The sequence below is a fragment of the Mesorhizobium sp. WSM4809 genome (assembly GCF_055811655.1).
In genome coordinates, this window is the sequence record NZ_JBVVQW010000006.1 from 428697 (window position 1) to 452818 (window position 24122).

General features: G+C 62.8%; 23 protein-coding genes and 1 pseudogene. 13 read left to right on the forward strand and 11 right to left on the reverse strand.

The features are described from left to right. Positions 1-3: 3 nt before the first annotated feature. The 4 genes and pseudogenes from AC0L24_RS18640 to AC0L24_RS18655 all read left to right on the forward strand — a co-directional run bounded on the left by AC0L24_RS18640 (position 4) and on the right by AC0L24_RS18655 (position 2685). Positions 4-1302: a BtaA family protein gene (locus tag AC0L24_RS18640; protein ID WP_473564042.1), complete on the forward strand. Its 1299-nt coding sequence runs from the start codon at positions 4-6 to the stop codon at positions 1300-1302. Beyond that, a complete protein-coding gene (locus AC0L24_RS18645; protein ID WP_127809981.1) occupies positions 1299-1964 on the forward strand; it encodes a class I SAM-dependent methyltransferase in 666 nt (221 codons plus the stop codon). The genes AC0L24_RS18640 and AC0L24_RS18645 overlap by 4 nt, the downstream gene beginning before the upstream one ends. Positions 1965-2071: 107 nt before the next feature. Beyond that, a pseudogene (locus tag AC0L24_RS18650) lies at positions 2072-2367 on the forward strand (type II toxin-antitoxin system RelE/ParE family toxin). Between the two features lie 9 nt (positions 2368-2376). Further along, positions 2377-2685, forward strand: a complete 309-nt coding sequence (locus AC0L24_RS18655; protein WP_023813159.1) for a HigA family addiction module antitoxin — start codon at positions 2377-2379, stop codon at positions 2683-2685. Between the two features lie 17 nt (positions 2686-2702). Here the strand turns inward: AC0L24_RS18655 and AC0L24_RS18660 are convergent, their stop codons facing one another. Then, a complete protein-coding gene (locus tag AC0L24_RS18660; RefSeq protein WP_127809980.1) occupies positions 2703-4082 on the reverse strand; it encodes a serine hydrolase domain-containing protein in 1380 nt (459 codons plus the stop codon). A 228-nt stretch (positions 4083-4310) separates the two neighbouring features. Here AC0L24_RS18660 and AC0L24_RS18665 point away from each other — a divergent pair, with 228 nt between their 5' ends. Both AC0L24_RS18665 and AC0L24_RS18670 read left to right on the forward strand, forming a co-directional pair. After that, the gene (locus AC0L24_RS18665) at positions 4311-5111 is read left to right on the forward strand and encodes a glycoside hydrolase family 25 protein (protein WP_127809979.1); all 801 of its coding nucleotides are present in this window, start codon (positions 4311-4313) and stop codon (positions 5109-5111) included. Between the two features lie 240 nt (positions 5112-5351). Beyond that, positions 5352-6533 carry a lytic murein transglycosylase gene (locus tag AC0L24_RS18670; RefSeq protein WP_127809978.1) on the forward strand — a complete coding sequence of 394 codons (1182 nt, stop codon included), beginning with the start codon at positions 5352-5354 and terminating at the stop codon, positions 6531-6533. 164 nt (positions 6534-6697) lie between these two features. On the opposite strand, the gene AC0L24_RS18675 is transcribed toward AC0L24_RS18670, so the two are convergent. Further along, positions 6698-7918: an alanine racemase gene (locus AC0L24_RS18675; RefSeq protein WP_013530936.1), complete on the reverse strand. Its 1221-nt coding sequence runs from the start codon at positions 7916-7918 to the stop codon at positions 6698-6700. A 200-nt stretch (positions 7919-8118) separates the two neighbouring features. Between AC0L24_RS18675 and AC0L24_RS18680 the strand changes: the two genes are divergently transcribed. Next, on the forward strand, positions 8119-9036 hold the full coding sequence (locus AC0L24_RS18680; protein WP_128288479.1) for a DMT family transporter: 918 nt from the start codon (positions 8119-8121) through the stop codon (positions 9034-9036). A 474-nt stretch (positions 9037-9510) separates the two neighbouring features. On the opposite strand, the gene metF is transcribed toward AC0L24_RS18680, so the two are convergent. Both metF and AC0L24_RS18690 read right to left on the reverse strand, forming a co-directional pair. Next, positions 9511-10428, reverse strand: coding sequence for a methylenetetrahydrofolate reductase [NAD(P)H] (gene metF / locus AC0L24_RS18685; RefSeq protein ID WP_023813165.1), 918 nt, complete (start codon positions 10426-10428; stop codon positions 9511-9513). Next, positions 10428-11435, reverse strand: a complete 1008-nt coding sequence (locus AC0L24_RS18690; RefSeq protein WP_023813166.1) for an ArsR/SmtB family transcription factor — start codon at positions 11433-11435, stop codon at positions 10428-10430. The genes metF and AC0L24_RS18690 overlap by 1 nt, the downstream gene beginning before the upstream one ends. Positions 11436-11557: 122 nt before the next feature. Between AC0L24_RS18690 and tsaA the strand changes: the two genes are divergently transcribed. Both tsaA and AC0L24_RS18700 read left to right on the forward strand, forming a co-directional pair. Continuing rightward, on the forward strand, positions 11558-12097 hold the full coding sequence (tsaA, locus tag AC0L24_RS18695) for a tRNA (N6-threonylcarbamoyladenosine(37)-N6)-methyltransferase TrmO (protein WP_128288480.1): 540 nt from the start codon (positions 11558-11560) through the stop codon (positions 12095-12097). Further along, on the forward strand, positions 12094-12408 hold the full coding sequence (locus AC0L24_RS18700; RefSeq protein ID WP_127322835.1) for a DUF2293 domain-containing protein: 315 nt from the start codon (positions 12094-12096) through the stop codon (positions 12406-12408). Before tsaA ends, AC0L24_RS18700 begins: the two co-directional genes overlap by 4 nt. Positions 12409-12414: 6 nt before the next feature. On the opposite strand, the gene AC0L24_RS18705 is transcribed toward AC0L24_RS18700, so the two are convergent. Then, positions 12415-12918: a hypothetical protein gene (locus tag AC0L24_RS18705; RefSeq protein WP_128288481.1), complete on the reverse strand. Its 504-nt coding sequence runs from the start codon at positions 12916-12918 to the stop codon at positions 12415-12417. Between the two features lie 150 nt (positions 12919-13068). Here AC0L24_RS18705 and AC0L24_RS18710 point away from each other — a divergent pair, with 150 nt between their 5' ends. Then, positions 13069-14031 (forward strand): D-amino acid aminotransferase, encoded by a 963-nt coding sequence (locus tag AC0L24_RS18710; protein ID WP_473564043.1) that lies wholly within the window; start codon positions 13069-13071, stop codon positions 14029-14031. 132 nt (positions 14032-14163) lie between these two features. Further along, entirely contained in the window at positions 14164-15009 is an 846-nt protein-coding gene (locus tag AC0L24_RS18715) for an SDR family oxidoreductase (protein ID WP_127272444.1), read from the forward strand. A gap of 56 nt (positions 15010-15065) precedes the next feature. Here the strand turns inward: AC0L24_RS18715 and AC0L24_RS18720 are convergent, their stop codons facing one another. From AC0L24_RS18720 to ettA, 4 genes are all read right to left on the reverse strand, one after another. Then, on the reverse strand, positions 15066-15683 hold the full coding sequence (locus tag AC0L24_RS18720) for an MOSC domain-containing protein (RefSeq protein ID WP_127809974.1): 618 nt from the start codon (positions 15681-15683) through the stop codon (positions 15066-15068). 273 nt (positions 15684-15956) lie between these two features. Next, complete coding sequence (locus tag AC0L24_RS18725; RefSeq protein WP_473564044.1) at positions 15957-17078, reverse strand: beta-ketoacyl-ACP synthase III; 1122 nt, start codon at positions 17076-17078, stop codon at positions 15957-15959. A 186-nt stretch (positions 17079-17264) separates the two neighbouring features. After that, positions 17265-18032, reverse strand: coding sequence for a trans-aconitate 2-methyltransferase (gene tam, locus AC0L24_RS18730; protein ID WP_127398949.1), 768 nt, complete (start codon positions 18030-18032; stop codon positions 17265-17267). Positions 18033-18074: 42 nt separating this feature from the next. Further along, positions 18075-19724 carry an energy-dependent translational throttle protein EttA gene (gene ettA / locus AC0L24_RS18735; protein WP_027034974.1) on the reverse strand — a complete coding sequence of 550 codons (1650 nt, stop codon included), beginning with the start codon at positions 19722-19724 and terminating at the stop codon, positions 18075-18077. A 274-nt stretch (positions 19725-19998) separates the two neighbouring features. On the opposite strand from ettA, the gene AC0L24_RS18740 reads away from it, so the two are divergent. Further along, the gene (locus tag AC0L24_RS18740; RefSeq protein WP_473564054.1) at positions 19999-21285 is read left to right on the forward strand and encodes a GGDEF domain-containing protein; all 1287 of its coding nucleotides are present in this window, start codon (positions 19999-20001) and stop codon (positions 21283-21285) included. A 4-nt stretch (positions 21286-21289) separates the two neighbouring features. Here the strand turns inward: AC0L24_RS18740 and AC0L24_RS18745 are convergent, their stop codons facing one another. Next, positions 21290-21901, reverse strand: a complete 612-nt coding sequence (locus AC0L24_RS18745; RefSeq protein WP_127809973.1) for a hypothetical protein — start codon at positions 21899-21901, stop codon at positions 21290-21292. Positions 21902-21981: 80 nt separating this feature from the next. After that, on the reverse strand, positions 21982-22989 hold the full coding sequence (locus AC0L24_RS18750) for a ribonuclease T2 family protein (protein ID WP_127809972.1): 1008 nt from the start codon (positions 22987-22989) through the stop codon (positions 21982-21984). Positions 22990-23171: 182 nt separating this feature from the next. On the opposite strand from AC0L24_RS18750, the gene AC0L24_RS18755 reads away from it, so the two are divergent. Next, positions 23172-24104, forward strand: coding sequence for an alpha/beta fold hydrolase (locus AC0L24_RS18755; protein ID WP_127809971.1), 933 nt, complete (start codon positions 23172-23174; stop codon positions 24102-24104). The last annotated feature ends 18 nt before the right edge of the window (positions 24105-24122 follow it).

The following is a 24122-nucleotide window of genomic DNA, read 5'->3' on the forward strand; positions in this document are numbered from 1 at the left end:
GTCATGACCCTGCGCTACCCGCTTGCGGCAAAGCAAATGGGGAATCATCTTGCCATGACGGACGTTTCCGCAGACCTGGTTTTTCGCCGCGGCAAGGAAGTTGGAAAGGCCGTCTACCAGAACCGCCCGCTGTCGAAGGCCGGCATTTCGGAGCGGCTGTTCGCCTTCCTGTTCTCCGGCCTCGTCTATCCCCAGATCTGGGAAGACCCCGATGTCGACATGGAGGCGATGCAGCTTGGCCAGGGCCACCGCGTCGTCACCATCGCCTCCGGCGGCTGCAACATTCTGGCCTACCTCACGCGCTCGCCGGCCCGGGTCGACGCCGTCGACCTCAACACCGCGCACATCGCGCTGAACCGCATGAAGCTGGAGGCGGTGCGCCGCCTGCCATCGCAGGGCGACCTGTTCCGCTTCTTCGGCGCCGCCGACACCAGCCACAATTCGAAAGCGTATGACCGTTTCATCGCGCCGCATCTCGATCCTGTCAGCCGTCACTACTGGGAGCGCCGCAACTGGCGCGGTATCAGGCGCATCACTGTGTTCGACCGCAATTTTTACCAGACCGGCCTGCTCGGCCTGTTCATCGCCATGGGCCATCGCACGGCAAAGTTCTTCGGCGTCAATCCAGCCGCCATCATGCAGGCCAAAAACATCAGCGAGCAGCGCCGCTTCTTCAACGAGGAGCTGGCGCCGGTCTTCGACAAGAAGCTTTTGAAATGGGCGACGTCGCGCAAGGCCTCGCTATTCGGCCTCGGCATCCCGCCGGCGCAGTACGATTCGCTGATCACTTCTGGCGACGGCACCATGGCCAGCGTGCTGAAAGCCCGGCTGGAAAAACTCGCTTGCGATTTTCCGCTTGAGAACAACTACTTCGCCTGGCAGGCCTTCGCCCGGCGCTATCCGAACCCCGGCGAGGCCGCCCTGCCCGCCTATCTCGAAAAACAGAATTACGAGGCCATCCGCGGCAATGTCGACCGCGTCGCCATCCACCATGCCAATCTGATCGAATTCCTCGCCGGCAAGGATGCAGGCTCCGTCGACCGCTTCATCCTGCTCGATGCGCAGGACTGGATGACCGATGATCAGCTCAACGCGCTGTGGGCGGAAATCACTCGCACCGCATCGGCCGGCGCCCGCGTCATCTTCCGCACCGCCGCCGAACCCAGCCTGTTGCCGGGCCGTGTCTCCAGCTCGCTGCTCGACCAGTGGGATTATCGGGACCAGGCTTCGCGCGAATTTTCAGCCCGCGACCGCTCGGCCATCTATGGTGGCTTCCACCTCTACGTGAAGCGCGCGGCATGAGCGCCACCGAGCTGCCTGCCAACCATGCCGAATTGATGGACGGCGTCTACCGCTGGCAGCGCCACATCTACGACCTGACCCGCAAATACTACCTTCTCGGCCGCGACCGGCTGATCGACGGGCTCGACGTGCCTGTCGGTGGTACCGTGCTGGAGCTCGGCTGCGGCACCGGCCGCAACATCATCCTGGCTGCCCGCCGCTACCCCGATGCCCGCTTCTACGGCCTCGATATCTCGGCCGAAATGCTGGAAACGGCCGGAAAGGCGATCGACCGCGAGGGCCTGTCCGGCCGCGTCGTGCTGGCAAGGGGCGATGCCACCGATTTCGATGCCCGTGCACTCTTCGGTGTCGAACGCATCGACCGTGTCTTCGTGTCCTATTCGCTGTCGATGATCCCCGGTTGGGAAAAAACTGTGTCGGCAGCGCTTGCCGCCCTGTCGCCGAACGGTTCGCTGCACATCATCGATTTCGGCCAGCAGGAAGGCCTGCCCGGCTGGTTCCGGACCTTGCTGCGCGGCTGGCTGAAAAAATTCCACGTCGCGCCGCGTGAATCGTTGCGCGAAGTGCTGGAATCGGAATCTCGGCGAACCAGCGCAAGCTTCCGTTTCCGTACGCTTTATCGCGGCTATGCCTGGCTGGCGGTTATCAAGATCACTTCCTGAATATTGCCGTGGGAAAGGCACATAAAGGCGAAGCAGCCACGATCCGTTGGATCAACGTTGCCTTATGACCCCGAGAGCGGTACATCTCACATGCATGGAAGCATGTGGTGATCATCGGCTTCAGGGATGAATGGCTGCGGGCCTCTTCGTGGAAGACACCCATTCTCGCAACATTCCGTCCGATCTCGAAAGCCGTTTGTGCCGCAAGCTCCAGATGATTGACGACGCGATGATCGATCAGGATTTGCGTGTGCCGCCCAGCAATCATTTCGAGAAGCTGCGCGGTATTCTCGAAGGCTTCCATTCAATACGCGTCAACAAGCAATGGCGGCTGATCTTCCGCTGGGACGGCGGCCGCGGTGAGGCGTCGGACATCTATCTCGACGACTACAGCTATAGATGAGGTGAGAACATGTTGATGACCGCACGCAAGCCGGCAACGGTTGGCGAAATTCTCACGGAAGAATTCATGCAGCCGCTTGGCCTGACGCAGGCGGCTTTGGCCGAGGCGATGGGGGTCCAGCGCAAGCATGTGAACGAATTGTGCAACGACCGCCGCAACGTGACAGCGGCGACCGCGCTTATTCTGGCGCGGGTGTTCGGCAACAGCCCGGACTTCTGGTTGAACGTCCAGCGCCGCAGCGATCTTTGGCAGGTCATGAACTCGCCCGACGAGCGGGCGCGAGTTGACCGCGCCAAGCCATTGGCGACAGCTGCATAGCAAGAGTTTGCGCCGCGCTAATGCAGCGCCTTGATCAACGCCCCCACCATCGTCTGCGGCCGGTAGCCGAGTTTGGCCGGCGTCAGCCCCAGCCGCACCACCACCAACTGCTCCGAGGGAATGATGGCAACTGTCTGCCCGTCATGGCCTTCCATCCAGTACGTGTCCTTGGGCAGGCCTGCCGCGACGCCGGCGCCGGGGTTTTCCTCATCGCCCGGGGCCTCGATCCACAACTGACCCTTGCCATAGACCTTCGAGGCGGATGCCGGCTCGCGCATCCAGTCGACGAAACCGGTTGGCAGGATCTGGTTGCCGTTCCACACCCCGCCCTGCAGCAGGAATTGGCCGAAGCGCGCCCAGTCATGCGCGGTCGCGTAAAGATAGGACGAGCCGACGAAGGTGCCCTGCTCGTCGGTCTCGAGCACCGCGCTATGCATGCCAAGCGGCTCGAACAGGGCGTTGCGCGGCCATGTCAGCGCCTTGGCCTTGTCGCCGACCGCGTCCTGCCAGAGCCGCGACAGCATCACCGCCGTGCCGCTCGAATAGGAAAACTGTTTGCCGACCTCTGCAGCCAGCGGCTTGGATTCGGCAAAGCCCGCCATGTCCGGCTCGAGATAGAGCATGCGCGTGACGTCGGCGACGTCACCATAATCCTCGTTGAACTCCAGCCCGCTCGACATCGCCATCATCTCGGCAAGGCTGATGGCGGCGCGGCCGTCCGCCTTCCACGGCGCGAACAGGTTTTTGTCGTCGAAAGCCATCTTGCCGTCCTTGACCAACGTACCGACGATGGCGGCGTTCACCGTCTTGGTCATCGACCAGCCGAGCAGCGGCGTTCTGGCGGAAAAGCCATCGCCATAGCGCTCGGCGACGACACGGCCATTCTTGACCACCACCACCGCCCGCATGCCGGTGCCGTTCAGCGCCGCATCGTCCAGCAGTTTGGCAATCACCGGATCCTGCGATGCCTCGACCCGCTCGCCTTCCGGCCACAGGTCGCCCATGGTGGCTGCCGACGGCTCCGCCTGGGTCGCGGTCCGCCGCGCCTTGCCGACATCGCCGTCCGGAACCGAAGCGCAGCCAAGCCCGTCGCGGGCGACAGCGACGCTCTTGCCGAGGAACCCGAACAGGCCGGCAGACACCGTTCCCCTGTTCTTGTCCACCGAAACACGCATTAACCGCAGCAGGGGATGCCCGGGCGCCTGCACGTCGACGGCCAGCACCTCATTGGCGTCCCGGCCGGCGATGAAGACATTCGAGCAGACGATCTTGGCCGAATAGCCGGAACCGACGCGGATCAATTCGGGCGGCGCGATGTATAGCCACGCAAACAGCGCGGCGACCGCCAGCACGATCAGACCAAGCAGCCATCTGACGATCTTGACGACGATCCGCATTTATTTCCTCCGGGCCCTGCGCGACCCCTTATGTCATCGATTTGCCGCCATTGCTTCCGCAAATCACAATGCTTGTCGAGCGCCATCAACGGATTATCAACCATGATCGGCGATCACAGGATATGCTGAGCGATGCTGTGGGGCGATCGCTCGGAGGGGGCCCAATCACAAGCCGGCCATCAGGTATAGACCCATCAGCGACCGGCTGAATCCGGCTCGGGAATTGCGATGCGCCGTCTTGCGGGCCTCATTATGCTAGCGCTGCTTGGCGCGTGCTCGACAGTAGACGATCTCTCGCCACTGTCGCCGTCGGCGTCGAGCAGCCCGACGGTCACTGTCCGGGCGCCGCGCTTTGCCGATTCCAAGCCGCATGAATGGGAGAGCGGCGCGCCGTGGAACTATGCCGTCCACGGCACCGATGTTTCCAAATACCAGACCTCGGTCGACTGGCCGGCGGCCAAGGCCAGCGGCATCTCCTTCGCCTTCATCAAGGCGACCGAGGGCGGCGATCGCTTCGATGAATACTTCAACGAGCATTGGACCCGGACCAAAGCTGCGGGCGTTCCCCGCGCCGCCTATCACTTCTACTATTTCTGCACCCCGGCTGCCGTGCAGGCGCGCTGGTTCATCCGCAACGTCCCCGTCGATCGCTCGGCGATGCCGCCGGTCCTCGACATGGAATGGAACCCACAATCGCCGACCTGCAGGCTGCGTCCCGACGCCGCCACGGTGCGCGCGGAGATGACCACCTTCCTCGAGATCGTCGAACGCCACTACGGCAAGAAGCCGATCATCTACACCTCGGTCGACTTCTTCGACGACAACGGCCTGGCGGGGTTTCGCGGCTATCCGTACTGGCTGCGTTCTGTCGCCGGCCATCCACGTGAGAAATACGGCAGCCACCCCTTCACATTCTGGCAGTACACAGGAACCGGGATCATTCCGGGCATGACGGGCAAGGCCGACATCAACGTCTTCAACGGCAGTGAAGCCACCTGGAACAAGTGGCTGCGGCAGAACACCCATTGAACCGGTTCAACGGCAGCGAGTCCGTCCGAGATAAGAAGCTCCGCAGAACACCGTTGTCGCCAGTGCAACGGCACAGAAGCCGGCGGAATAAGGGGCTGCGGCACAAGAACCGTTGACACAGGGCCTGCCGCCTGCTTTTCGACACAGCCAGCGGTGAAGAGTGCAACCGCCGGCAATTCAGGGCGTTGGGCCTCCGGGGGAGCACAACAACTGCCCGCTATTCGTTTCGAGAGGAAGCTGATGCGACTGCGTTCCAAAGTCCTCGCGGCTGCGCTGACCCTGTGCGCCACGGCCTTGCCGGCGATGGCGCAGGAATGCGGCGGCGACTTCGAATCCTGGAAGCAGGGCGTCGCCGCGGAAGCCAAGGCGGCCGGCGTCGGCACTGTCGGTCTCGACGCCCTTGAAGCGGCAACCTTCGACGACAAGGTGTTGGCACGAGACCGCGCCCAGGGCGTCTTCACCCAAACCTTTGTCGAGTTTTCCAACCGCATGATCTCGGCCTATCGCCTGAAGCAAGGTGCGGCGAACATGAAGAAATACGCGGATGTCTTCGCCCGCGCCGACCAGCAGTTCGGCGTTCAGGCGCCGATCATCGCCGCCTTCTGGGCGCTGGAGACCGATTTCGGCGCCGTGCAGGGCGACTTCCACACGTTGAGCGCCCTGGTGACGCTGTCGCATGATTGCCGACGCCCGCAACTGTTTCGGCCTCAGTTGATACCGCTTCTGCAATTGATCGATCGCGGCGTGTTGCCGGCCGATGTCAGGGGCGCCTGGGCCGGCGAGATCGGCCAGACGCAGATCCTGCCCTCAGATTATCTGGCACGCGGCGTCGACGGCGACGGCGACGGCAAGATCGACCTGCGCGGCAGCGTGCCCGATGTGATCATGACCACCGCCAACAAAGTGCTGTCGCGCGGCTGGAAACGCGACCAGCCCTGGATCCAGGAAGTCCGCGTGCCCGAAGACATGCCGTGGGACCAGACCGGTCGCACCAACAAGCTGCCGCTGTCGCAGTGGGCGCAATGGGGCGTCACCTACCCCAGCGGCGCGCCGCTGGTCGACAACGGCCTCAAGGCAGGCTTGGCGCTACCGATGGGCCGTAAGGGGCCCGCCTTCCTCGCTTATGACAATTTCGACGTCTACCTCGAGTGGAACCAGTCCTTCACCTATGCGCTGACCGCGGCCAACCTCGCCGCCAGGTTGGCGGGAGAAAAACAGTTCGATCCGCGCAATCCCGAGACTGGCCTCAACAACGAGCAGATGAAGGCGCTGCAGACCAAGCTCGAAGCCAGGGGCTACGATGTCGGCACTGTCGATGGCATTTTGGGTACCAACACCCGCGAGGCGATCCGCAAGGAGCAGATGCGGCTAGGCCTGCCGGTGGATGGCTGGCCGACGCCGGAGCTTTTGGGGAAATTGTAGCTCCTCTTCCTTCTCCCCCTTGTGGGAGAAGGTGGATCGGCGCGTAGCGCCGAGACGGATGAGGGGTGTTCCAGCGGAGTGAGGCGTTGGCGTTCCCTGGACCACCCCTCATCCGACCTCGCTTCGCGAGGCCACCTTCTCCCGCAAGGGGAGAAGGAAGAAACTTAGTCCGCCATTGTCTCCAAACTCGCAAACCCCTGCGGCGCGTCGCCCTCGTCGAACGGCGTCGTCACCTCGACGAAGGTGTCGGGGTAAAAGCCGTTGAAGCGGGTCCGCAGCGACAGCGAATAGGCGCCGATATGGCCGATCTCGATCCAGTCGCCGGTGTCGACCGTTTCCGGCAGCCAGAATGGCCGCGACAGGATGTCGACGGAATCGCAGGTCGCCCCGCAGACCTTGAACGGCACGATGTTCTTTTCCTCGCCATTGCGCGAGCGGATCGCCGGATCAGGAATGAAGCGGGCCGGCAGCGTGATCTTTCCGGTCCATGAATCCGACAGCGACGCCCAGATGCCGTCATTGATGTAGAGCCGCTTTCCCTTGCGCAGCAGCACCCGCACGATCAGCGACAGGCAGCGCGCCACGATTACGCGGCCCGGCTCGGCCACCAGCGGCATCTGGTCGAACTGATACTCTTTCAGATCGCCCGAAAGCCGCGACATGATCTGGCCGAGCGACGGCATCTCGATCTGCTTGCGGTTGGGGTCATGGCCGTATTCGGCGGGGAAACCGCCGCCGACGTCGAGCCCGGCAATATCGAAGGTCAGCCGGTTGCGCACCCAATCGGCGGAAGCCAGTGCCCGCTCATAGGTGTCGGGATCCTCGATCTGACTGCCGACATGGAAACACAGGCCAACCTTGTAGCCGGTGCGGTTCAGCCGCTCGGCCAGTTCGACGGCATAGGCCGGCCCGGCGCCGAACTTCTTCGACAACTCGTAAGCGGCATGGCCCTTGGTCTGCACCCGCACGAACACGCTGATCGAGCCCGGATCGATGTCGAGCGCCCGCACCACTCGCGTCAGCTTGGTGATCTCGTCCTCATGATCCAGCGAAATGACGCGGATGGCGTATTTCTCCAGCGCCAGCTTGATATCCGACTGCGCCTTGACCGGATGCATGTAGAGCATCTCGGCATCGGGAGAGACGGCACGCACGGCGGCGAACTCGCCCGGCGACGCGACGTCGAAAGCCTTGACGCCGGCTTCGACCAGCGTCTTCAGCACGATCTGCTCGCCATTGGTCTTGACCGCATAGGCGGTCTTGCCCGGGAACATGCCCATGAACTGCCTGGCATCCGCCATCAGCACCTGCGGGCGGAAGCAATAGACCGGATCGTCCGGGCGAAGCGCCAGTGCCGCCTCGCGGGCATTCTCGAATCGCTGCATCGACGAATCCTTGATCTAGCCTGCGCACAATTAATCCAAGCTAGCGGCTAATGAAAACAATTCTGTGTCTCGTACGGCTGACGCTGGGGCGCTAGGTCTTGGCGGCAGGCGTTTGCCATCAATCACGTTTCGGGTGGCCCTTGTCTCCGAACCGGATATGGCTTCTGCCTGACTGGCATACGTCTGGGAGGGCGACTCACATGGCAATGGCCGCGACATCCGCACCACGCGGACCGATGGTGCTCAAGGATTGGGGGCAACTCCTGCTGCTCGGCGCGATCTGGGGCGGCTCGTTCTTCTTTGCGCGCATCGCGGTGGCGGAACTCCCCCCGCTGGTGCTGGTGCTGTTTCGCGTCGCCATCGCCGCGATTGCGCTGCAGATCTATCTCGGTCTGCGTGGCCCGTCCTTTCGCCTCGCGCTTCCGCATGCCGGCCTGTTCTTCCTGCTGGCGCTCACCAACAATGTCGTGCCCTTCTCGCTGATCTTCGCCGGCCAGACGGAGCTCGGAGCCGGCATCGCCTCGGTGCTCAACGCGACAACGCCGTTCTGGACGTTGATCCTCGCCAACGCGCTGACATCGGACGAAAAGCTGTCCTGGAACAAGCTCGCCGGCATTGCGCTCGGCATCGCCGGCACGGCTGTCATGATCGGCCCCGGCCTGCTTGCCGGGCTCGGCGGCCCGGTCTGGGCCAAATTCGCGCTGATCGGGGCGTCGCTGTCCTATGCCGTCGCGCTGATGGTCGCCCGCCGCTTCACGGGCGTGCCCTCGCCGATCATCGCCACCGGACAGTTGACGGCATCGACCATCATCATGATCCCGATCGTGCTCTTTACCCACGGTCCATCCGGGTTGTTTTCGGCCTCGCCCCCGGTCTGGACGGCGGTGCTGGCGCTGGCGCTTCTGTCCACTGCCTTCGCCTACATCCTCTATTTCAACCTCGTCGCCTCGGCCGGCGTGACCAACGCTTCGCTGGTCACGCTTGTCGTACCGGCCAGCGCGATGCTGCTCGGCTTCCTGTTCCTTGGCGAGCGGCTGGAGCTGTTCGAAATCGGCGGCGTGGTGCTGATCGCGCTCGGCCTCGTCACCATTGACGGGCGGCTGTTCGGCCGACGTTAGAGCGCCGCGCGTCCACTGGACGCGCAAAGGATGCTCTAACCACCCAATTGCCCCCCGCATCGCGAAAGTTGAATTCGGCTTCCGCAGCGGTAGCGCTGCCATGACACGGCAGCGACACGAGTCGGCCACATTTTATTCACAGGCCTGAAGCTGGTTTTTGCTTAGGAGTTTCAAAGCCTAACGGCAAAAGACATGTCGCGGATTTCACAATCACGTCGCAATGCAGCACATTTTCCGCTTGCCTGTGGCACAAATGAACCTAGACTCCGTGACATAGCTCTTTAAGAGGAGGCTATGTCATGGGACTTACGAGGCCTATCAACGCATTGATGATCTGTGCTGCGTTCGCCTTTATCGGAGCCCTTATTATGGGCTTCCTTCCCTGACCGCCAAAGCGGGGAAGACCAGCACCCAAATAGTCCAACCAATTCAAAAGGCCGGGTTTTTCCCGGCCTTTTGTCGTTCAACCCACTCTCATGCCGCAGCTGATCCGGCGGCCGCCGCCTCGTGCGAGCGGATGCCGATCATATGACAGATGGCAAAGACCAGATCGGCGCGGTTCATGGTGTAGAAGTGGAAATCGCCGACACCGCGCTCGACCAGGTCCATCACCTGTTCGGCCGCCACCGCCGACGCCACCAGCGCATGCGTCTGCGGGTCCCGGTCGAGGCCTTCGAAACGCTCCGCCAGCCAGCCGGGCACATGCGCGCCCGCCCTCGCGGAAAAGTTCGCGACCTGCTTGAAACTGTGAACCGGCTGGATACCCGGCACGATCGGGATGTAGATGCCGGCGCGGCGGACGCGCTCGACATAGCGCTCGTAGAGATCGTTGTCGAAAAAGAACTGCGTGATGGCACGCGTCGCGCCATTGTCGACCTTGCGCTTCAGCATCTCGATGTCGGTGGCGAAATCGGGGCTTTGCGGATGTTTTTCCGGATAGGCCGCGACGGAGATGTCGAAATCAGCAATCGCTTTGAGCCCGGCGACCAGCTCCGCGCCGTTCTCGTATCCACCGGGATGCGGCCGATACGGTCCGCCGACGCCGGAAGCCGGATCGCCGCGCAGCGCCACGAACCGGTTGATGCCGATCGATTTGTAATCCTGGATGACCGCGTCGACCTCGTCGCGCGTTGCCCCGACACAGGTCAGATGCGCCGCTGCAGGAATACCGGTTTCCGTCAGGATGCGCTTTACAGTGCGCGCGGTGCGCTCTCGCGTCGAGCCGCCGGCGCCGTAGGTCACCGAGACGAATTTCGGCTTCAGCGGCTCCAGCCTTGTCACCGTCTCCCACAGCCTCGCTTCCATCTCGTCGGTCTTCGGCGGGAAGAATTCGAAGGAAACCCTGACCTTGTCGCCAATGTCGGGGCGGCGGGAAAAGCGGAACTGGTTCATCAGGCGGTTTCCCTTATCTGCCTTGTGTCGTTGGAAGGATCGGCGATCAAGAGGCGCCGGTCGCGGCCAAGCCAGAGTTTTACGGTGAGCCTGGCCTCGTTGCCGCCGCGCGGCTCGAATTCCTGACTGTCTTCAAGATCGAGGCCGGCTTCCGAAAACCAGTCGGCGATCTGCCGGTCGGAAAAGCCGAGCCGCATATGCGCGTGCTCCTCACGCAGGAATTCCAGCGCATGCGGCGCGAAATCGACGATGACCAGGCGTCCGGCCGGACGCAAAAGCCGCGCCGCCTCGTGGATGGCACGGGCGGGATCGTCGAGGTAGTGCAGCACCTGATGGATGGTGACGAGATCGAAGGCATCGCGCTCGACCGGCGGCGCGAAGATGTCGCCCTGCCGAACCTGCGCATTCGAAACGCCGGCCTTGTCCAGATTGGCGCGCGCCACGGTCAGCATCTCGCGCGACATGTCGATGCCGACACCACGCCGATAAAGCGGCGAGAAGATTTCAAGCAGCCGCCCGGTGCCGGTGCCGAGATCGAGCATCGACTGGAACGGCCGCTTGCCGACCAGTTTCAGCATTGCGGCTTCGACGGCGCGGTCCGGCACATGCAGCGATCGGATATGGTCCCAGCTTGCCGCATTCACGGAAAAATACGCGACCGCCCGGTCCTGCCGCTTGCGCTTGACCGAGGCCAGGCGCTCAAGATCGCGTTCGACCTGCGGATCGGCGCCGCGAATGCCGGAAACCAGCCCCATGACGAAGTCACGCGCGGAATCCGCATCCGACAGGCGGAAGAAGGCCCACGACCCTTCCTGATAGCGGCCGATCAGTCCGGCCTCCAGAAGCAGCTTCAGGTGCCGCGAAACGCGCGGCTGCGACTGGCCGAGAATTTCGGTAAGATCGGAAACGGTGAGGTCACCGCGCGACAGAAGTGCCAGTATGCGCAATCGGCTGGATTCGGCCGCCGCCTTTAACGTATCCACCATAGTGTCGAGCGAGACATGCATCAGCGTATTCTCTTTGAAAAGATATAAACATATGTTTATGTCGATTTTCGAGACCTTGCAAGCGCAATGTCGCTTGCGGACAAGAAAATGCCGTTTGTGTGGCGCTTTAAGAGACGTGGACCATGACTGAAACGCGTGAGATGTTCGAGGCGCGCGAAGGCGAGCAGAGGCTGGAGAACGATCCGGCCTTGATGCCGCCTGATGGCGGGATCGTCTTCATCGGCCGCATTGCCTCGCCATGGACGACGCGCGAAACCTGCCCGAAGAACATGCGCGCCGCGCGCGAGACCGGGCAGAAGGCGGTGCTGACCATCGACGCAGCCTACCGAAGTGGCCTGCAGGGGCTGGAGCGCGCCAGCCACGTCATTATCCTGTCCTGGCTGCATCATGCGCCGCGAGACCTGATTGTGCAGAAACCGCGCCATGCCGCTGAAGCGAAAGGCGTATTTTCGCTGCGCTCCCCTGCCCGCCCCAACCCCATCGGGCTGCATGTGGTCCGGCTCGTCGCGCTCGACCAACGCACCGGCCGCATCGATCTCGACGCCATTGACGTGCTCGACGGCACGCCGGTCATCGACATCAAACCTTATTTCGCCTCGACCGACGCTATTGCCGAGGCGACCATCGAAGGGCGCGACGAGCCCGATCGGACCCGGCGATGACAGCGCCGACCGGCCGCCGCCGCGCCATCGCCAAGGCGCTGACCGCTCTTCTGCCGCTGGCGCCCTATGCCGACATGGAGAAGATCCGCGGCGACGCCGGCGCGGTCCACATGAAGACCTTGCCGCCGGGCATCGCCGTATGGTTGGCGACGATTGCCCATATCCGCCACATGCACACCGATTACGAAAAACTGCTGAGCGAAGGCTATGACCGCGACTCGGCGCGTTTCTTTGTCATCGAGCAGACCAACATCGTGCTCACCCGCTGGCGCGCAACCCGCCTGCTCGACGCCGACGACGAGGAGGAATGACCACGGCTACTTCCGCTTCAGCACGGCGACCGCATTGTAGGGCTGGCCATCGGCGTGGCCGACCCAAATCCAGGACAGATTGCCCTTGTAAAACCTTACGGTGATGTTGCCGCCGTCGATGCACTTGTCCTGACCGTAGGTGATGCTCTCGTGGTATTCCGCTGAAATGTCGTCCCTGGACGTCTGTGACAGCGATCCGCCGCAGCCGAGTGACGGATAGTCGATCGACGCGCTGCCATCGTTGATGGTCATGGCAATCGCCCAGTCGGCGCCGGCATCGCCAGCCGGGCTCTGGTGGCCATTGCCTACCCAGGTGCCGCTCAGCGACGGCACGTTCACCGCGCAAGGCACATTCTGGAAGGTCGCCGTCAATTCGCCGCCGGTTTTCTCGCAGCGATAGGTCTGGCCGCTCTGGCACAATTCCTCGCCTTCGCGCGCGCACTGGGCGCGGGCGTCGCCCGCAGCGGCGAACATCATCATTGCCGCTGTGACGGCCCCAAACCTACCCATTTTCCCCTCCCTTTCAGACCCGGAACGATAGGGCAATCGCGATCGAATGTATCGGCCAGATCGTCATGGAGGCCGAACAACGCCGGGCGGGTGGCTCTATGCCTTCTGCCCAGCGCCGCTAGCCTCTCGCCTGCGTGACAGGAGGCCCCGATGAGCCGGACAATGGCAACACAGGACGAGAAGCAACTGCCCGTGGTTGGCGACCGCCATGTCGACCCGCACTCCTATCCCGAGGGCGTCACCTTCCTCGATGGCCAATACCTGCCGATGTCGCAGGCCAAGATCTCGGTGCTGGACTGGGGTTTTCTGCATTCCGACGCCACCTACGACACCGTGCATGTCTGGAATGGCCGCTTCTTCCGCCTCGATTTGCATCTCGAGCGCTTCTTCGGCGGGCTGGAAAAGCTGCGCATGACCATTCCCTTCGATCGCGACAGCGTGACAGAAATCCTGCACAATTGCGTGGCGCTGTCCGGTCATCACGCCGCCTATGTCGAAATGCTGTGCACACGCGGCGCCTCGCCGACTTTCAGCCGCGACCCGCGCCAGGCGGTCAACCGCTTCATGGCGTTCGCCGTGCCGTTCGGCTCGGTCGCCAATGCCGAGCAGTTGCAGCGCGGCCTGCGTGTCGCCATCAGCGACAAGATGCGCATTCCGCCGGCCTCGATCGACCCGGCGATCAAGAACTACCACTGGCTCGATCTGGTGCGCGGCCTCTACGATGCCTATGATCGCGGCGCCGAGACCGCGTTGATCCTCGACTTCAACGGCAATGTCGCCGAGGGTCCGGGCTTCAACGTCTTCTGCGTCAGGGACGGCAAGCTGTCGACGCCTTCCATTGGCGTGCTGCCGGGCATAACCCGCCGCACCGTCTTCGATCTCTGCGCCGAACAAGGTCTTGCCGCCACCGCGGCCGATGTCAGCGTCACTGCATTGCGCGAGGCCGACGAGGTCTTCATCACCTCGACCGCGGGCGGCATCATGCCGGTGACCGAGATCGACGGCGCGGCGATCGCCAACGGCAAGGTCGGACCGATCACCAGCCGGCTGATGGCGCTCTATTGGGAGAAGCACGAGGATCCGGCGTGGTCGTCTCAGGTGAATTATCCCTGATAATTCAGGCGTCTTTTTCGAAAGATTCCGGTCGCCTCTGGAAAATCAGAGGACGGACCGTATATGCCCGAAAGCGGAGAAGCCTCCGCTTTCACGCAAAATCACGCCCGCAGGGGCAAGGACTCCAAGATCATGACATCAAAGGTTTGGTTCATCACCGGATCGTCGAAGGGCTTTGGTCGCGTCTGGGCCGAGGCTGCACTCGCGCGCGGCGACAGCGTCGCGGCCACCGCCCGCGATGCCGGCACGCTCGCCGATCTCGTCGAGAAATACGGCGACAGGATTGCCGCGATAAAGCTCGACGTCACCGACAAGAAAGCCGTCGATGCCGCAGTCGCCGAGGCGCACAAGCGTTTTGGCCGGCTCGACGTCGTCGTCAACAATGCCGGCTACGGCCATTTCGGCGCCATCGAGGAGGTCAGCGAACAGGAAGCTCGCGACCAGATCGAAACCAATGTCTTCGGCGCGCTGTGGGTCACTCAGGCCGCACTGCCGATCATGCGGGCGCAGCGTTCCGGCCACATCATCCAGATTTCGTCGATCGGCGGCGTCAATGCCTTTGCCTCGCTCGGCCTCTACCACGCCTCGAAATGGGCGCTGGAGGCCTTCAGCCAGTCGCTGAGCATCGAGGTCGCGGAATTCGGCATCCATGTGACGCTGGTCGAACCGGGCGGCTTCTCCACCGACTGGGCCGGCCCGTCGGCCAAGATCTCTCAGCCGATCGAGGCCTATGCGCCCGCCCGTGCGAAGATGGCAGAGCGCCGCGCCAATTCCGTTGCCGGCGATCCAGAGGCCACCGGGCCGGCGATGCTGGCCATTGTCGACGCCGCCGAGCCACCGCTCAGGGTGTTCTTCGGCGACGGCGGCCTGCCGATGATACGCCAGGAATACGCCAACCGACTCGCCACATGGGACAAGTGGGACCACGTTTCCGTTATGGCGCAAGGCGCCAAGAAGAACCGCAAAGCTAACGCCTAGTGAGCTTGGCTACGCCGCCACGGCGGCGTAGCTCCTGCCCTCTGGTTGCCGCACAGCTATGCCGAATAGATCCACTGCTCCGGCACGCGCACCGAGATTTCTTCGCGGACCCTGACCGTTCCGGGCTTCTCGACCCAGGCGACGACGCCGCGCAGCCGTTTCGCGACTTTTGGGAACAACAGCGCGCCGGCTTCGACGTCGGCCATTCCGGCGTTTTCGGCGAGCGACCGGCCGGCGATGCGGCAAGGTCCGTTCTGTGCGTCAATCTTGATGGTGACGCCGCCCTTGAAGAACAGCAGCGTGCCGGCCGGCAGCATCGAGAGGTTCGGCACCCCTTCGATCACAAGATTGGCGCCGATCCACTCCGGCCTGATCTCGGCCAGGCCCATGCGTTGGGCAACAACCGCCAGTTCGTCCGCTGCCACTATGGACAATTGCCGTTCGTTGCGCATTTCGGTGCCGCGCGGATACCAGGGCTCGCGCCCGCCCGCGCGGCGTGTCGGTCCGGCATGAAAATCGCCTGCTATGCCATCGAAATCCAGCAGCAATTCGTCCACCGGGCGCGTCTGAAAATGATCCGCCGGCGCCACGTAAAGCGCTGCCGCCTTGGCGGCAAGCTTTCGCGCGGGGATGATTTCGATCGGCTTTTCAGCCTCGGGGAAGAGATCCAGCATGGCGTTCTTTTCTCTCGTCATCCAGCGAATTAGCCGGGCGGACTTCGCGGCGTCCAGTCGAAAGTGCTGATCGTCCGATCAACGTCACCGATGGGATGGCGATCGCCAGGCGAGTGCCGTTCGCACCAGCCTAACGCAACAAGGCGTATTGAGCGCCAAAGTGTATTCCGAGCACAGGAACGGAGCGTACTTTTGGGTACGTGAGTTCAGCCCTACCGCGACGCGGGGAAGCGTAGCCATTCGCCGGGCGGCCTCACCTGAATATCGACATAGCTAGAGCATCCGCAGCAGCGCACCGCCTATCGAATACCCCGCGCCAAAGGCGCAGATCAGGCCGAAATCGCCAGGCTTCATGTCGGCGTGGTTTTCCGACAGCGCGACGATGGCGCCGGCGCCCGCCGTGTTGCCCAGCCGCTCCAGCACCATCGGCGCGCGGTCGTGGTCGACCTCGTGGCCGAACGACAGTTTCAGGATCATCGCATTCATGCGTGCATTGGCCTGATGCAGCCAGAAGCGCCTGATCGCCTGCGGCGTCAGCCCGTGCTCGGCCAGGAATTCGACGATGAATTTCTGCCCGGCAACGGTGACTTCCTTGAACACCTTGTTGCCGACCTGCTTGATCAGATTGCCTTCCAGATTGATCATGTAAGGATCATCCTGGGCGGTGCGGGTGTGATAGCCCAGATTGGTGCGGATGTTGTTCGACCTCTGCGTCCAGACGCGCGTGTCGAGCACTTCGAAGCGCCCCGGCCGCTTGTCGCCCTTGGCCAGCCCTTCGACCACCATCGACACCGAAGCGTCGCCGAAGATGAAATGCGTCTGCCGGTCGCGAAAATTGAGATGGCCGGTGATGATCTCGGGCGTCGTCACCAGAATGCGCTTGTGCGCGCCCGACCGCACCAAATTGACGGCTATGTGCAAGGCGGCCGCCGCCGAAGAACAGCCAAGCCCCATGTCAAAGCCCGCGCCCTTCGTCCCCAGCGCCTCCTGCATTTCGATGGCGATCGCCGGATAGGGCCGCTGGTGATGCGAGGCCGAGCAGATCACCAGGTCTATATCCGACGGCTGCAGCCCGGCATGGTCGAGGGCCTTCTTCGCCGAGGCTATGCCGAACTCGGCCTCCAGCGACAGCGCATCGTCGGGCCGTGCGGGAATGCGCGGCGCCATCCGAGTCGGGTCGAGGATGCCCTCGCGCTCGATCACATGACGGGTGCGCACGCCCGAGGCGTGGACGATGAAGTCGCTGTCCGATTTCGGCAGCGGCGGCTCGCCAGTATCCTGGCGACGCGCGTTTTCCAGGTCGACCCAGGCATTGAAGCTGGCGACCAGTTCTTCATTGGTGATTGTGGGTTCGGGGATTTCAACGCCGATGCCGCTGATGATGACGCGATGCATGTCCAGTCCGTCCCATCCGCAGGCGCTGCGGCTTCATGTGGGCGCCGGAACGCTCCGGCGCAACAGTTTTCTCACCGAGGCGGTTTACGCCGGCTTAAACCAAAGATCTGGGCCGACTGAAGCCGATCCCTCGACATGGCCACAGCCAAAGCCAAGCGGCCCTAAGGCGCCGCGCGACATGGATAATCAAGCTCGTTTTGCGACAATGAAAATGCGCGGAAAGGGCAAGAGCACCTTGCCATCAGCCGTCTTTGGATAGGCCTTGGCGATCTTGGCCGTGTAACATTCGAGGAACATCGCCCTCTCCTCGGCATCCAGCGGATCGAGGAACGGCTTCAGGCCCGTCGATTTCACCCATTCGACGATCGCCTGCGCGTCGGCAAGCGGATGGTTGTAGATGGTGTGCCAGATATCAAGCCGGTCGCTGAGCGGCGACAGCAGGTCATAGTAGAACGACACCGGCGGCAACGGCCCGCGTGCCGCGCCCTTGAGCTTTTCGGCAAATGGCATTTCGGCGGCGGTCTCCCGCATCAGGCGGTGGGAGTCCTCGCCCAGATTGTCGGGCATCTGGACGGCAAGCGCACCGCCTGGGGCGAGGAAGCCCATCAGCCGCTGGAACACCGCCGGATGGGTAGGCAGCCATTGGAACACAGCATTGGCGAAGATCACGTCGACCGGCTCCGCCGGCTGCCATTCGGAGGCATCGGCGAGATCAAAGGTGACCTCGGGCAGGCGCGCCCTCGCCTTCTCGATCATGTCGGGCGAAGTGTCGAAGCCGCTCACCTGGGCATCCGGCCAGCGCTCGACAAGCAGTTCGGTCGAGTTGCCAGGCCCGCAGCCGATGTCGACGACCCGGCGCGGGAAGTCCACCGGCACCTGCGCGACCAAATCCCGCGCGGGCCGCGTGCGCTCGTCTTCGAATTTCAGATATTGGGCGGCGGACCAATCAGCCATTTGAGCTCCTCATGCTGGTTGAGATCGCCGCCCTAAAACCCCTTACCGCGTCAGCCTCTTGTAGGTCATGCGGTGCGGGTTGACGGCATCAGGCCCGAGGCGACGGATCTTGTCCTGCTCGTAATCCTCGAAATTGCCTTCGAACCATTCGACATGGCTGTCGCCCTCGAAGGCGAGGATGTGCGTCGCCAGGCGATCAAGGAACATACGATCGTGCGAGATGATGACGGCGCAGCCGCCGAAGTTTTCCAGCGCGTCTTCGAGTGCCGCCAGCGTTTCGGTGTCGAGATCGTTGGTCGGTTCGTCGAGCAGCAGCACATTGCCGCCGGTCTTCAACATCTTGGCCAGATGCACGCGGTTGCGCTGGCCGCCGGACAGATTGCCGACCTTCTGCTGCTGGTCGCCGCCACGGAAGTTGAACGACGCGCAATAGGCGCGCGTGTTGGCCTCGAACTTGCCGAGCTTGACCACTTCGGCGCCGCCGGAAATCTCTTCCCACACCGTCTTTGACGGATCGAGCGCATCGCGGCTCTGGTCGACATAGCCGAGCTTGACCGTTTCGCCGACGCGGACCGAGCCCGCATCCGGCTTTTCCTGGCCGGTGATCATGCGAAACAGCGTCGTCTTGCCGGCGCCGTTCGGGCCGATGACGCCGACGATGCCGCCGGGCGGCAGCTTGAATTCCAGGCCGTCGATGAGCAGCGTGTCGCCAAAGCCCTTCGACAGGCCTTCCGCCTCGATCACCACATTGCCGAGCCGCTCGCCATGCGGAATGACGATCTGCGTATCGCTCGGACGCCGCTTGTCGGCTGCATCCAAAAGATCCTGGAACGCCTGGATACGCGCCTTGGACTTGGTCTGGCGAGCCTTCGGGCTCGACTGGATCCATTCGCGCTCGCGGCCGATGGCGCGCTGGCGGGCATCGTCCTCGCGGCCTTCCTGCTTGAGGCGCTTGGCCTTGGCTTCGAGGTATTTGGTGTAGTTGCCCTCATAGGGAATGCCGCGGCCGCGATCGAGTTCGAGGATCCAGCCGGTGACATTGTCGAGGAAGTAGCGGTCGTGGGTGATGATCATCACGGCGCCCGGATAGGCACGCAGATGCTTTTCCAGCCACGCCGTGGTCTCGGCGTCGAGATGGTTGGTCGGTTCGTCGAGCAGCAGAAGGTCGGGCTGGCGCAGCAGAAGCTGGCAAAGTGCGACGCGGCGGCGTTCGCCGCCCGAAAGCTTGGTGACCTCCGAATCCTTGGGCGGGCAGCCCAGCGCTTCCATCGCCATCTCGACCTGCTGTTCGAGATCCCAAAGGTTGAGCCGGTCCATTTCGTCCTGGAGCTTGGCCGACTCGTCGGCCGTCTCGTCGGAGTAGTTCATCATCAATTCGTTATAGCGTTCGATGACGGCGGTCTTGGCGGCGACGCCTTCCATGATATTTTCGAACACGGTCTTGTCCGGATCGAGCGCCGGCTCCTGCGCCAGGTAGCCGACAGTGGCGCCTTCGGCCAGCCAGGCTTCGCCGTTCCACTCCTTGTCGAGCCCGGCCATGATCTTGAGGATCGTCGACTTGCCCGAACCGTTGGGGCCGAGGATGCCGATCTTGGCGTCGGGATAAAAGGAGAGATGGACATTCTCGAGCACCTTCTTGGTGCCATAGGCCTTGTTGAGGCCGGCCATGTGATAGATGAACTGGCGTGCCACGCGCGCTTTCCCTGAAAAAACTGACTGGCCCAGAAAACTGACTGGATCTGTCGAATTGAGTGGAGGTTGGCCGCTATGTAGGCGATGCGGCGGCGAACGGCAATCGCTTTTGCCATACCTGCCCGGTCACACGCGGAAGTGTCCGCCAATCGCCGAAGTTTTCCACCAGCACGAAGCGTGCTGAAATCTCCGGTTAACTCTTCGGCGTCAAAACAGGGTCGGAGTGGAATCGCTCACTATCCGCGATTTCGAGAAAGAGATCGGGTCGACGGCATTGCTGAACAGTTTCCTGCTCCTTGCCGAAGCGGTCGTCTACTTCAGCGTCATGGTGACGCTTTTCCGCTTCAGACGGCGTATCGGCCTCGGCGTATTCGTCTGCGCGCTCGGTGTCATGCACTTCCTCGAGACCTATCTCGCCAGCGTCTTTTACGTCGCTCTGCCGTTCGGCATGGTCTCGCCTGGCTCGGCGGTGCTGTTTTCCGGCAAGCTGGTCATGCTTTTGCTGCTCTATATGAAGGAGGACGCTGCAACCGTGCGTCAGCCGATCTACGGCCTGCTGCTCGGCAATGCGCTGATGATCGGGCTGGTGCTGCTGCTGCGCCTGCACACCATCGCGGCACTTCCCGACGGGAGGCTTCCAGACATCGGCTTCATCGACCAGATGGGCTGGCTGATGGTATGGGGCACGACGCTGCTGTTCGTCGATGCCATCCTGATCATCCTGCTGTACGAAAAGCTTGGTCGGTATCTTCGCAAGGCGCCGTTCGCGCGCATCCTGATTTCCGTCGCTTGCGTGCTGACCTTCGACCAGGCCGGTTTTTTCACCGCCCTGCATTTCGTTGCCGGCGCGCCGATGGCCGTCTTTTTCGGCGGCTGGTTCGCCAAGATGGCGGCGGCGGTGACCTTCAGCACCATGCTTGTCGCCTATCTCAAATGGTTCGAGGAGCGCCAGGTCACGGCGCCGCGCGGACTGACCGATATCTTCGATACGCTGACCTATCGCGAACGCTACGAAGCGCTGGTGGAACATGTCGGCCGCGACGGCCTGACCGGCCTGCTGCACCGCGGGCGCTTCGACGCCGACGGTGAAGCCGCCGTCCAGACCAGCCTGCGCACCGCCAGGCCGCTCAGCCTGCTGATCATCGATGTCGACCATTTCAAGTCGATCAACGACCGTTTCGGCCATGCCGAAGGCGACAAGGTGTTGAAGTCGGTCGCTGCCCTGCTTGGCGAGGCGGCAAGCGCTGAGGACCAGGTGTTCCGCATCGGCGGCGAGGAATTCGCCATCCTCAGTTCTCGTCCGCACTCGGTCGCCAGGCTGTTCGGCGAAAGCATTCGCCACGCGGTCAAGGGCTCGGCCGCCACCAGCCGCTTCGAGCTCACCGTCAGCGCCGGCGTTTCCAGCGTCAGCGAAACCACGCGCTGCCTAGCCGACCTGTTCGCGCTTGCCGACCAGCGTCTCTACAAGGCGAAGTCGACCGGCCGCGATCGCGTCGTCGGCGAGCCGGGCGGCCACGAAGCCGACACGGCCGCTGCGTGGACCAAATCCGCACAGATTTAGTTCGTTACGACTTCCTCTGCCGTCGAAAGCCCGTCACGGTTGAAACCGCCATCAGCGCGATCGCCAGCCATTTCAGCGCCGTGATAATCGGCCCGGCCTCGATATCGTAGGCAATGAACAGCAGGATGCCCGGCACCAGCAGGCCGCATAGGATCAGCATGATGCGGTTGATCTGCCACGAGACTTTCGACGCCAACGCCTCGTCGCCGGGCGCGGAAACAAATGCTGCTCGCATCGTCTTGCCGCCGACCAGCATGGCCGAAAGACGCATCGAGATCGGCAGGCCGAGCCCGATGATCAAGAAAGCGCAAGCGGCCAGCAGCGAGGAGAATTTCAACGCGCTGGTGTCCGCCGGCACCGGAAACAGCAACGTCGCCAGCGGCAGGAAGGCGCCGAAAATGCCGATCGCCGCGATAATGATGAAGATCACCGCATTGACGATCGTGAACAGCTGGTACGTGCCGACGCCGATCGGTTCGGAGAGCGTTCGCATGCGTGCCCATTCGGCGTCGGTATACGAAAAGCCCGGCCATTCCATGCGGGCATCGTTTATCGAGACCATGCCCTTGGCCCAGAAAGCCAGCCGCGCCAGCGCGCTGCTCGTCATGTCATCCATTGCCGCCCCCGCCAGAATGATGCGCTCGCAGCATAGCACCAGGGCACGGCAGGGCGACAGTCCGGTACCTCTGTTGAGAGTTACTGGAAGCCGATCGCGTCGACATTGCCTGTCGGGCAACCGGCCTTGTTGGTCGGCACCGAAGCCAGCAGCAGATCCTTGAGCGCGCTGTTCGGGCCGATCGGACCGGCGAGACCGAGCGTCAGTTCGCCGATCAGCCGCCTGCCGCTCGACGGATCGATGACGCAGGACACGCGCACCCGGTCACCTGCCCCCGCGCCGAAGGCGCTGTCGAAAGCGCCGCGGATCTGGTCCGCCGTCAGCTTTCCACCGATGTTCTTGGCAAAGAGATCGCGCACCGGCGAGCTGTTCACCGCACGCATTAAATTGAGCGCGTCGGAGAAATAGTCCTGCTGGCTCTTGCCGTAGCAGGTGCCGTGCTTGATCCATTCATGCCGCTCGAGGTGGGAGGCCGTTCCAGGCATCACCTGATCGAGCTCCGTGCGGGTGTTGGCGTCCAGATTGACCGGCGGCAGGTCTTTCCAGTGGGCCGGATTGTCGTTGGCCTTGTCGCTCGCCGTCGCCTGGCAATAGAAATTGCCGTTCGGCTGCGGCCACAATCCATGCAAGGTGAAATGCGTCGCGTCGAAATCACCGGCGTTCTGCGCCTTGCATTCCGTCTTGTTCGACTTTGTCTCGCAAAACGCCGGCTGCCAGCTCAGCGCGAAGACGTATTCGGGTTTTCCCGACGCCGCCGGCTTGCCTTGGTCGTCAGGTGCGGCCGGCACGGTCGCCGCGCTGCTGCCGGAAACGTGGCCGCAACTGACCTTCACCCAGCGGCGCTCCGGATCGGCGCCCGGAACCAGGATAAGGTAGTGCGTCGGCGCATCCTTGTTGCCAGCAAGCAGCTGGTAGCTCTTCCCGGCATCGGTCGAGACATTGCCGGGGTTCTTGCCGTTCTTGATGGCTTGCGTTGCCGGACAGGCAGCGTCGGCGACAAAGCTGCCGCTCATGTTGACGTCGGCACGCGCCGCCCCGGCCAGCGACGCCGCCAGCATGGCCAATCCGAAAATGACAGCACTACGCATGGAAAATCCCCGGCTGGACAAGTGGGCGACAGACTGAAGCTGTCTCCATGTCAGAATTGCGATATTTTGCTGGCCAAACGCAAGAAACATCGTCGCGAAAAGCGGGTTTGCCGGATTGACGCATAATGTGGGCCGGCGCAAACAAAGCCAACGACGATAATGCAAGGGCGGGACCAGGCGGCATGTCATTCAGCCAGCAGCGCGTGGTTGCCTCGCCGACCGGTGCCGATCTCAATCTTTTCGTCAGGCAGGCCGATGGCCGGGCACGCGCCGTCGTCCAGATCAATCACGGGCTGGCCGAGCACGCAGCGCGCTATGCCCGCTTTGCCGATTATCTTGGCTCCCGCGGCTTCCACGTCTATGTCCACGATCATCGCGGCCATGGCGCGACCAAGGCGCCCAACACGCCGCTCGGCAGGTTCGCCGACAGGGACGGCCCGGCCAAGGTGATCGCCGACGTCGGCGCCATCCATGACCTCATCGCCAGCGAACAGCCAAACAGACCGGTCATCCTGTTTGGTCATTCGATGGGCGCATCCGTGGCGTTGAATTTCCTTTTAAGTCATTCGCCACGCGTCCATGCCGCCGCGATCTGGAACGGCAATTTCTCCCAAGGCCTGCTCGGGCAGGTGGCGCTGGGCGTCCTTGCCTGGGAGAGAATGCGGCTCGGCTCCGACGTGCCATCGCGTCTGTTGCCGAAGCTCACCTTCCAGGCCTGGGGCAAAGCGGTGCCCAATCACCGCACATTGTTCGACTGGCTGTCGCGAGATGAGGCGGAAGTGGCGAAATACATTGCCGATCCGCTCTGCGGCTGGGATGCCTCGGTATCGATGTGGCGCGACGTCGTCGGCATGGCGCTGAACGGCGGCAAGGATGCCGGCTTTGCCGGTATCCGACGCGACCTGCCCGTCAGCATCGTCGGTGGCGAAAAGGATCCCGCCTCGGATTATGGCAAAGGGATCACGCATCTTGCCAGCCGCATGCGCGCCATGGGCTTTTCGAATCTGGTTTCAAAGGTTTACGCCGACACCCGCCACGAAAGCCTGAACGAGGTGAATCGCGACATCATCATGGATGATTTCGCCATTTGGGCCGACGAAGTCCTCAAAGCGTGACGGATTGGCCCATTGCAA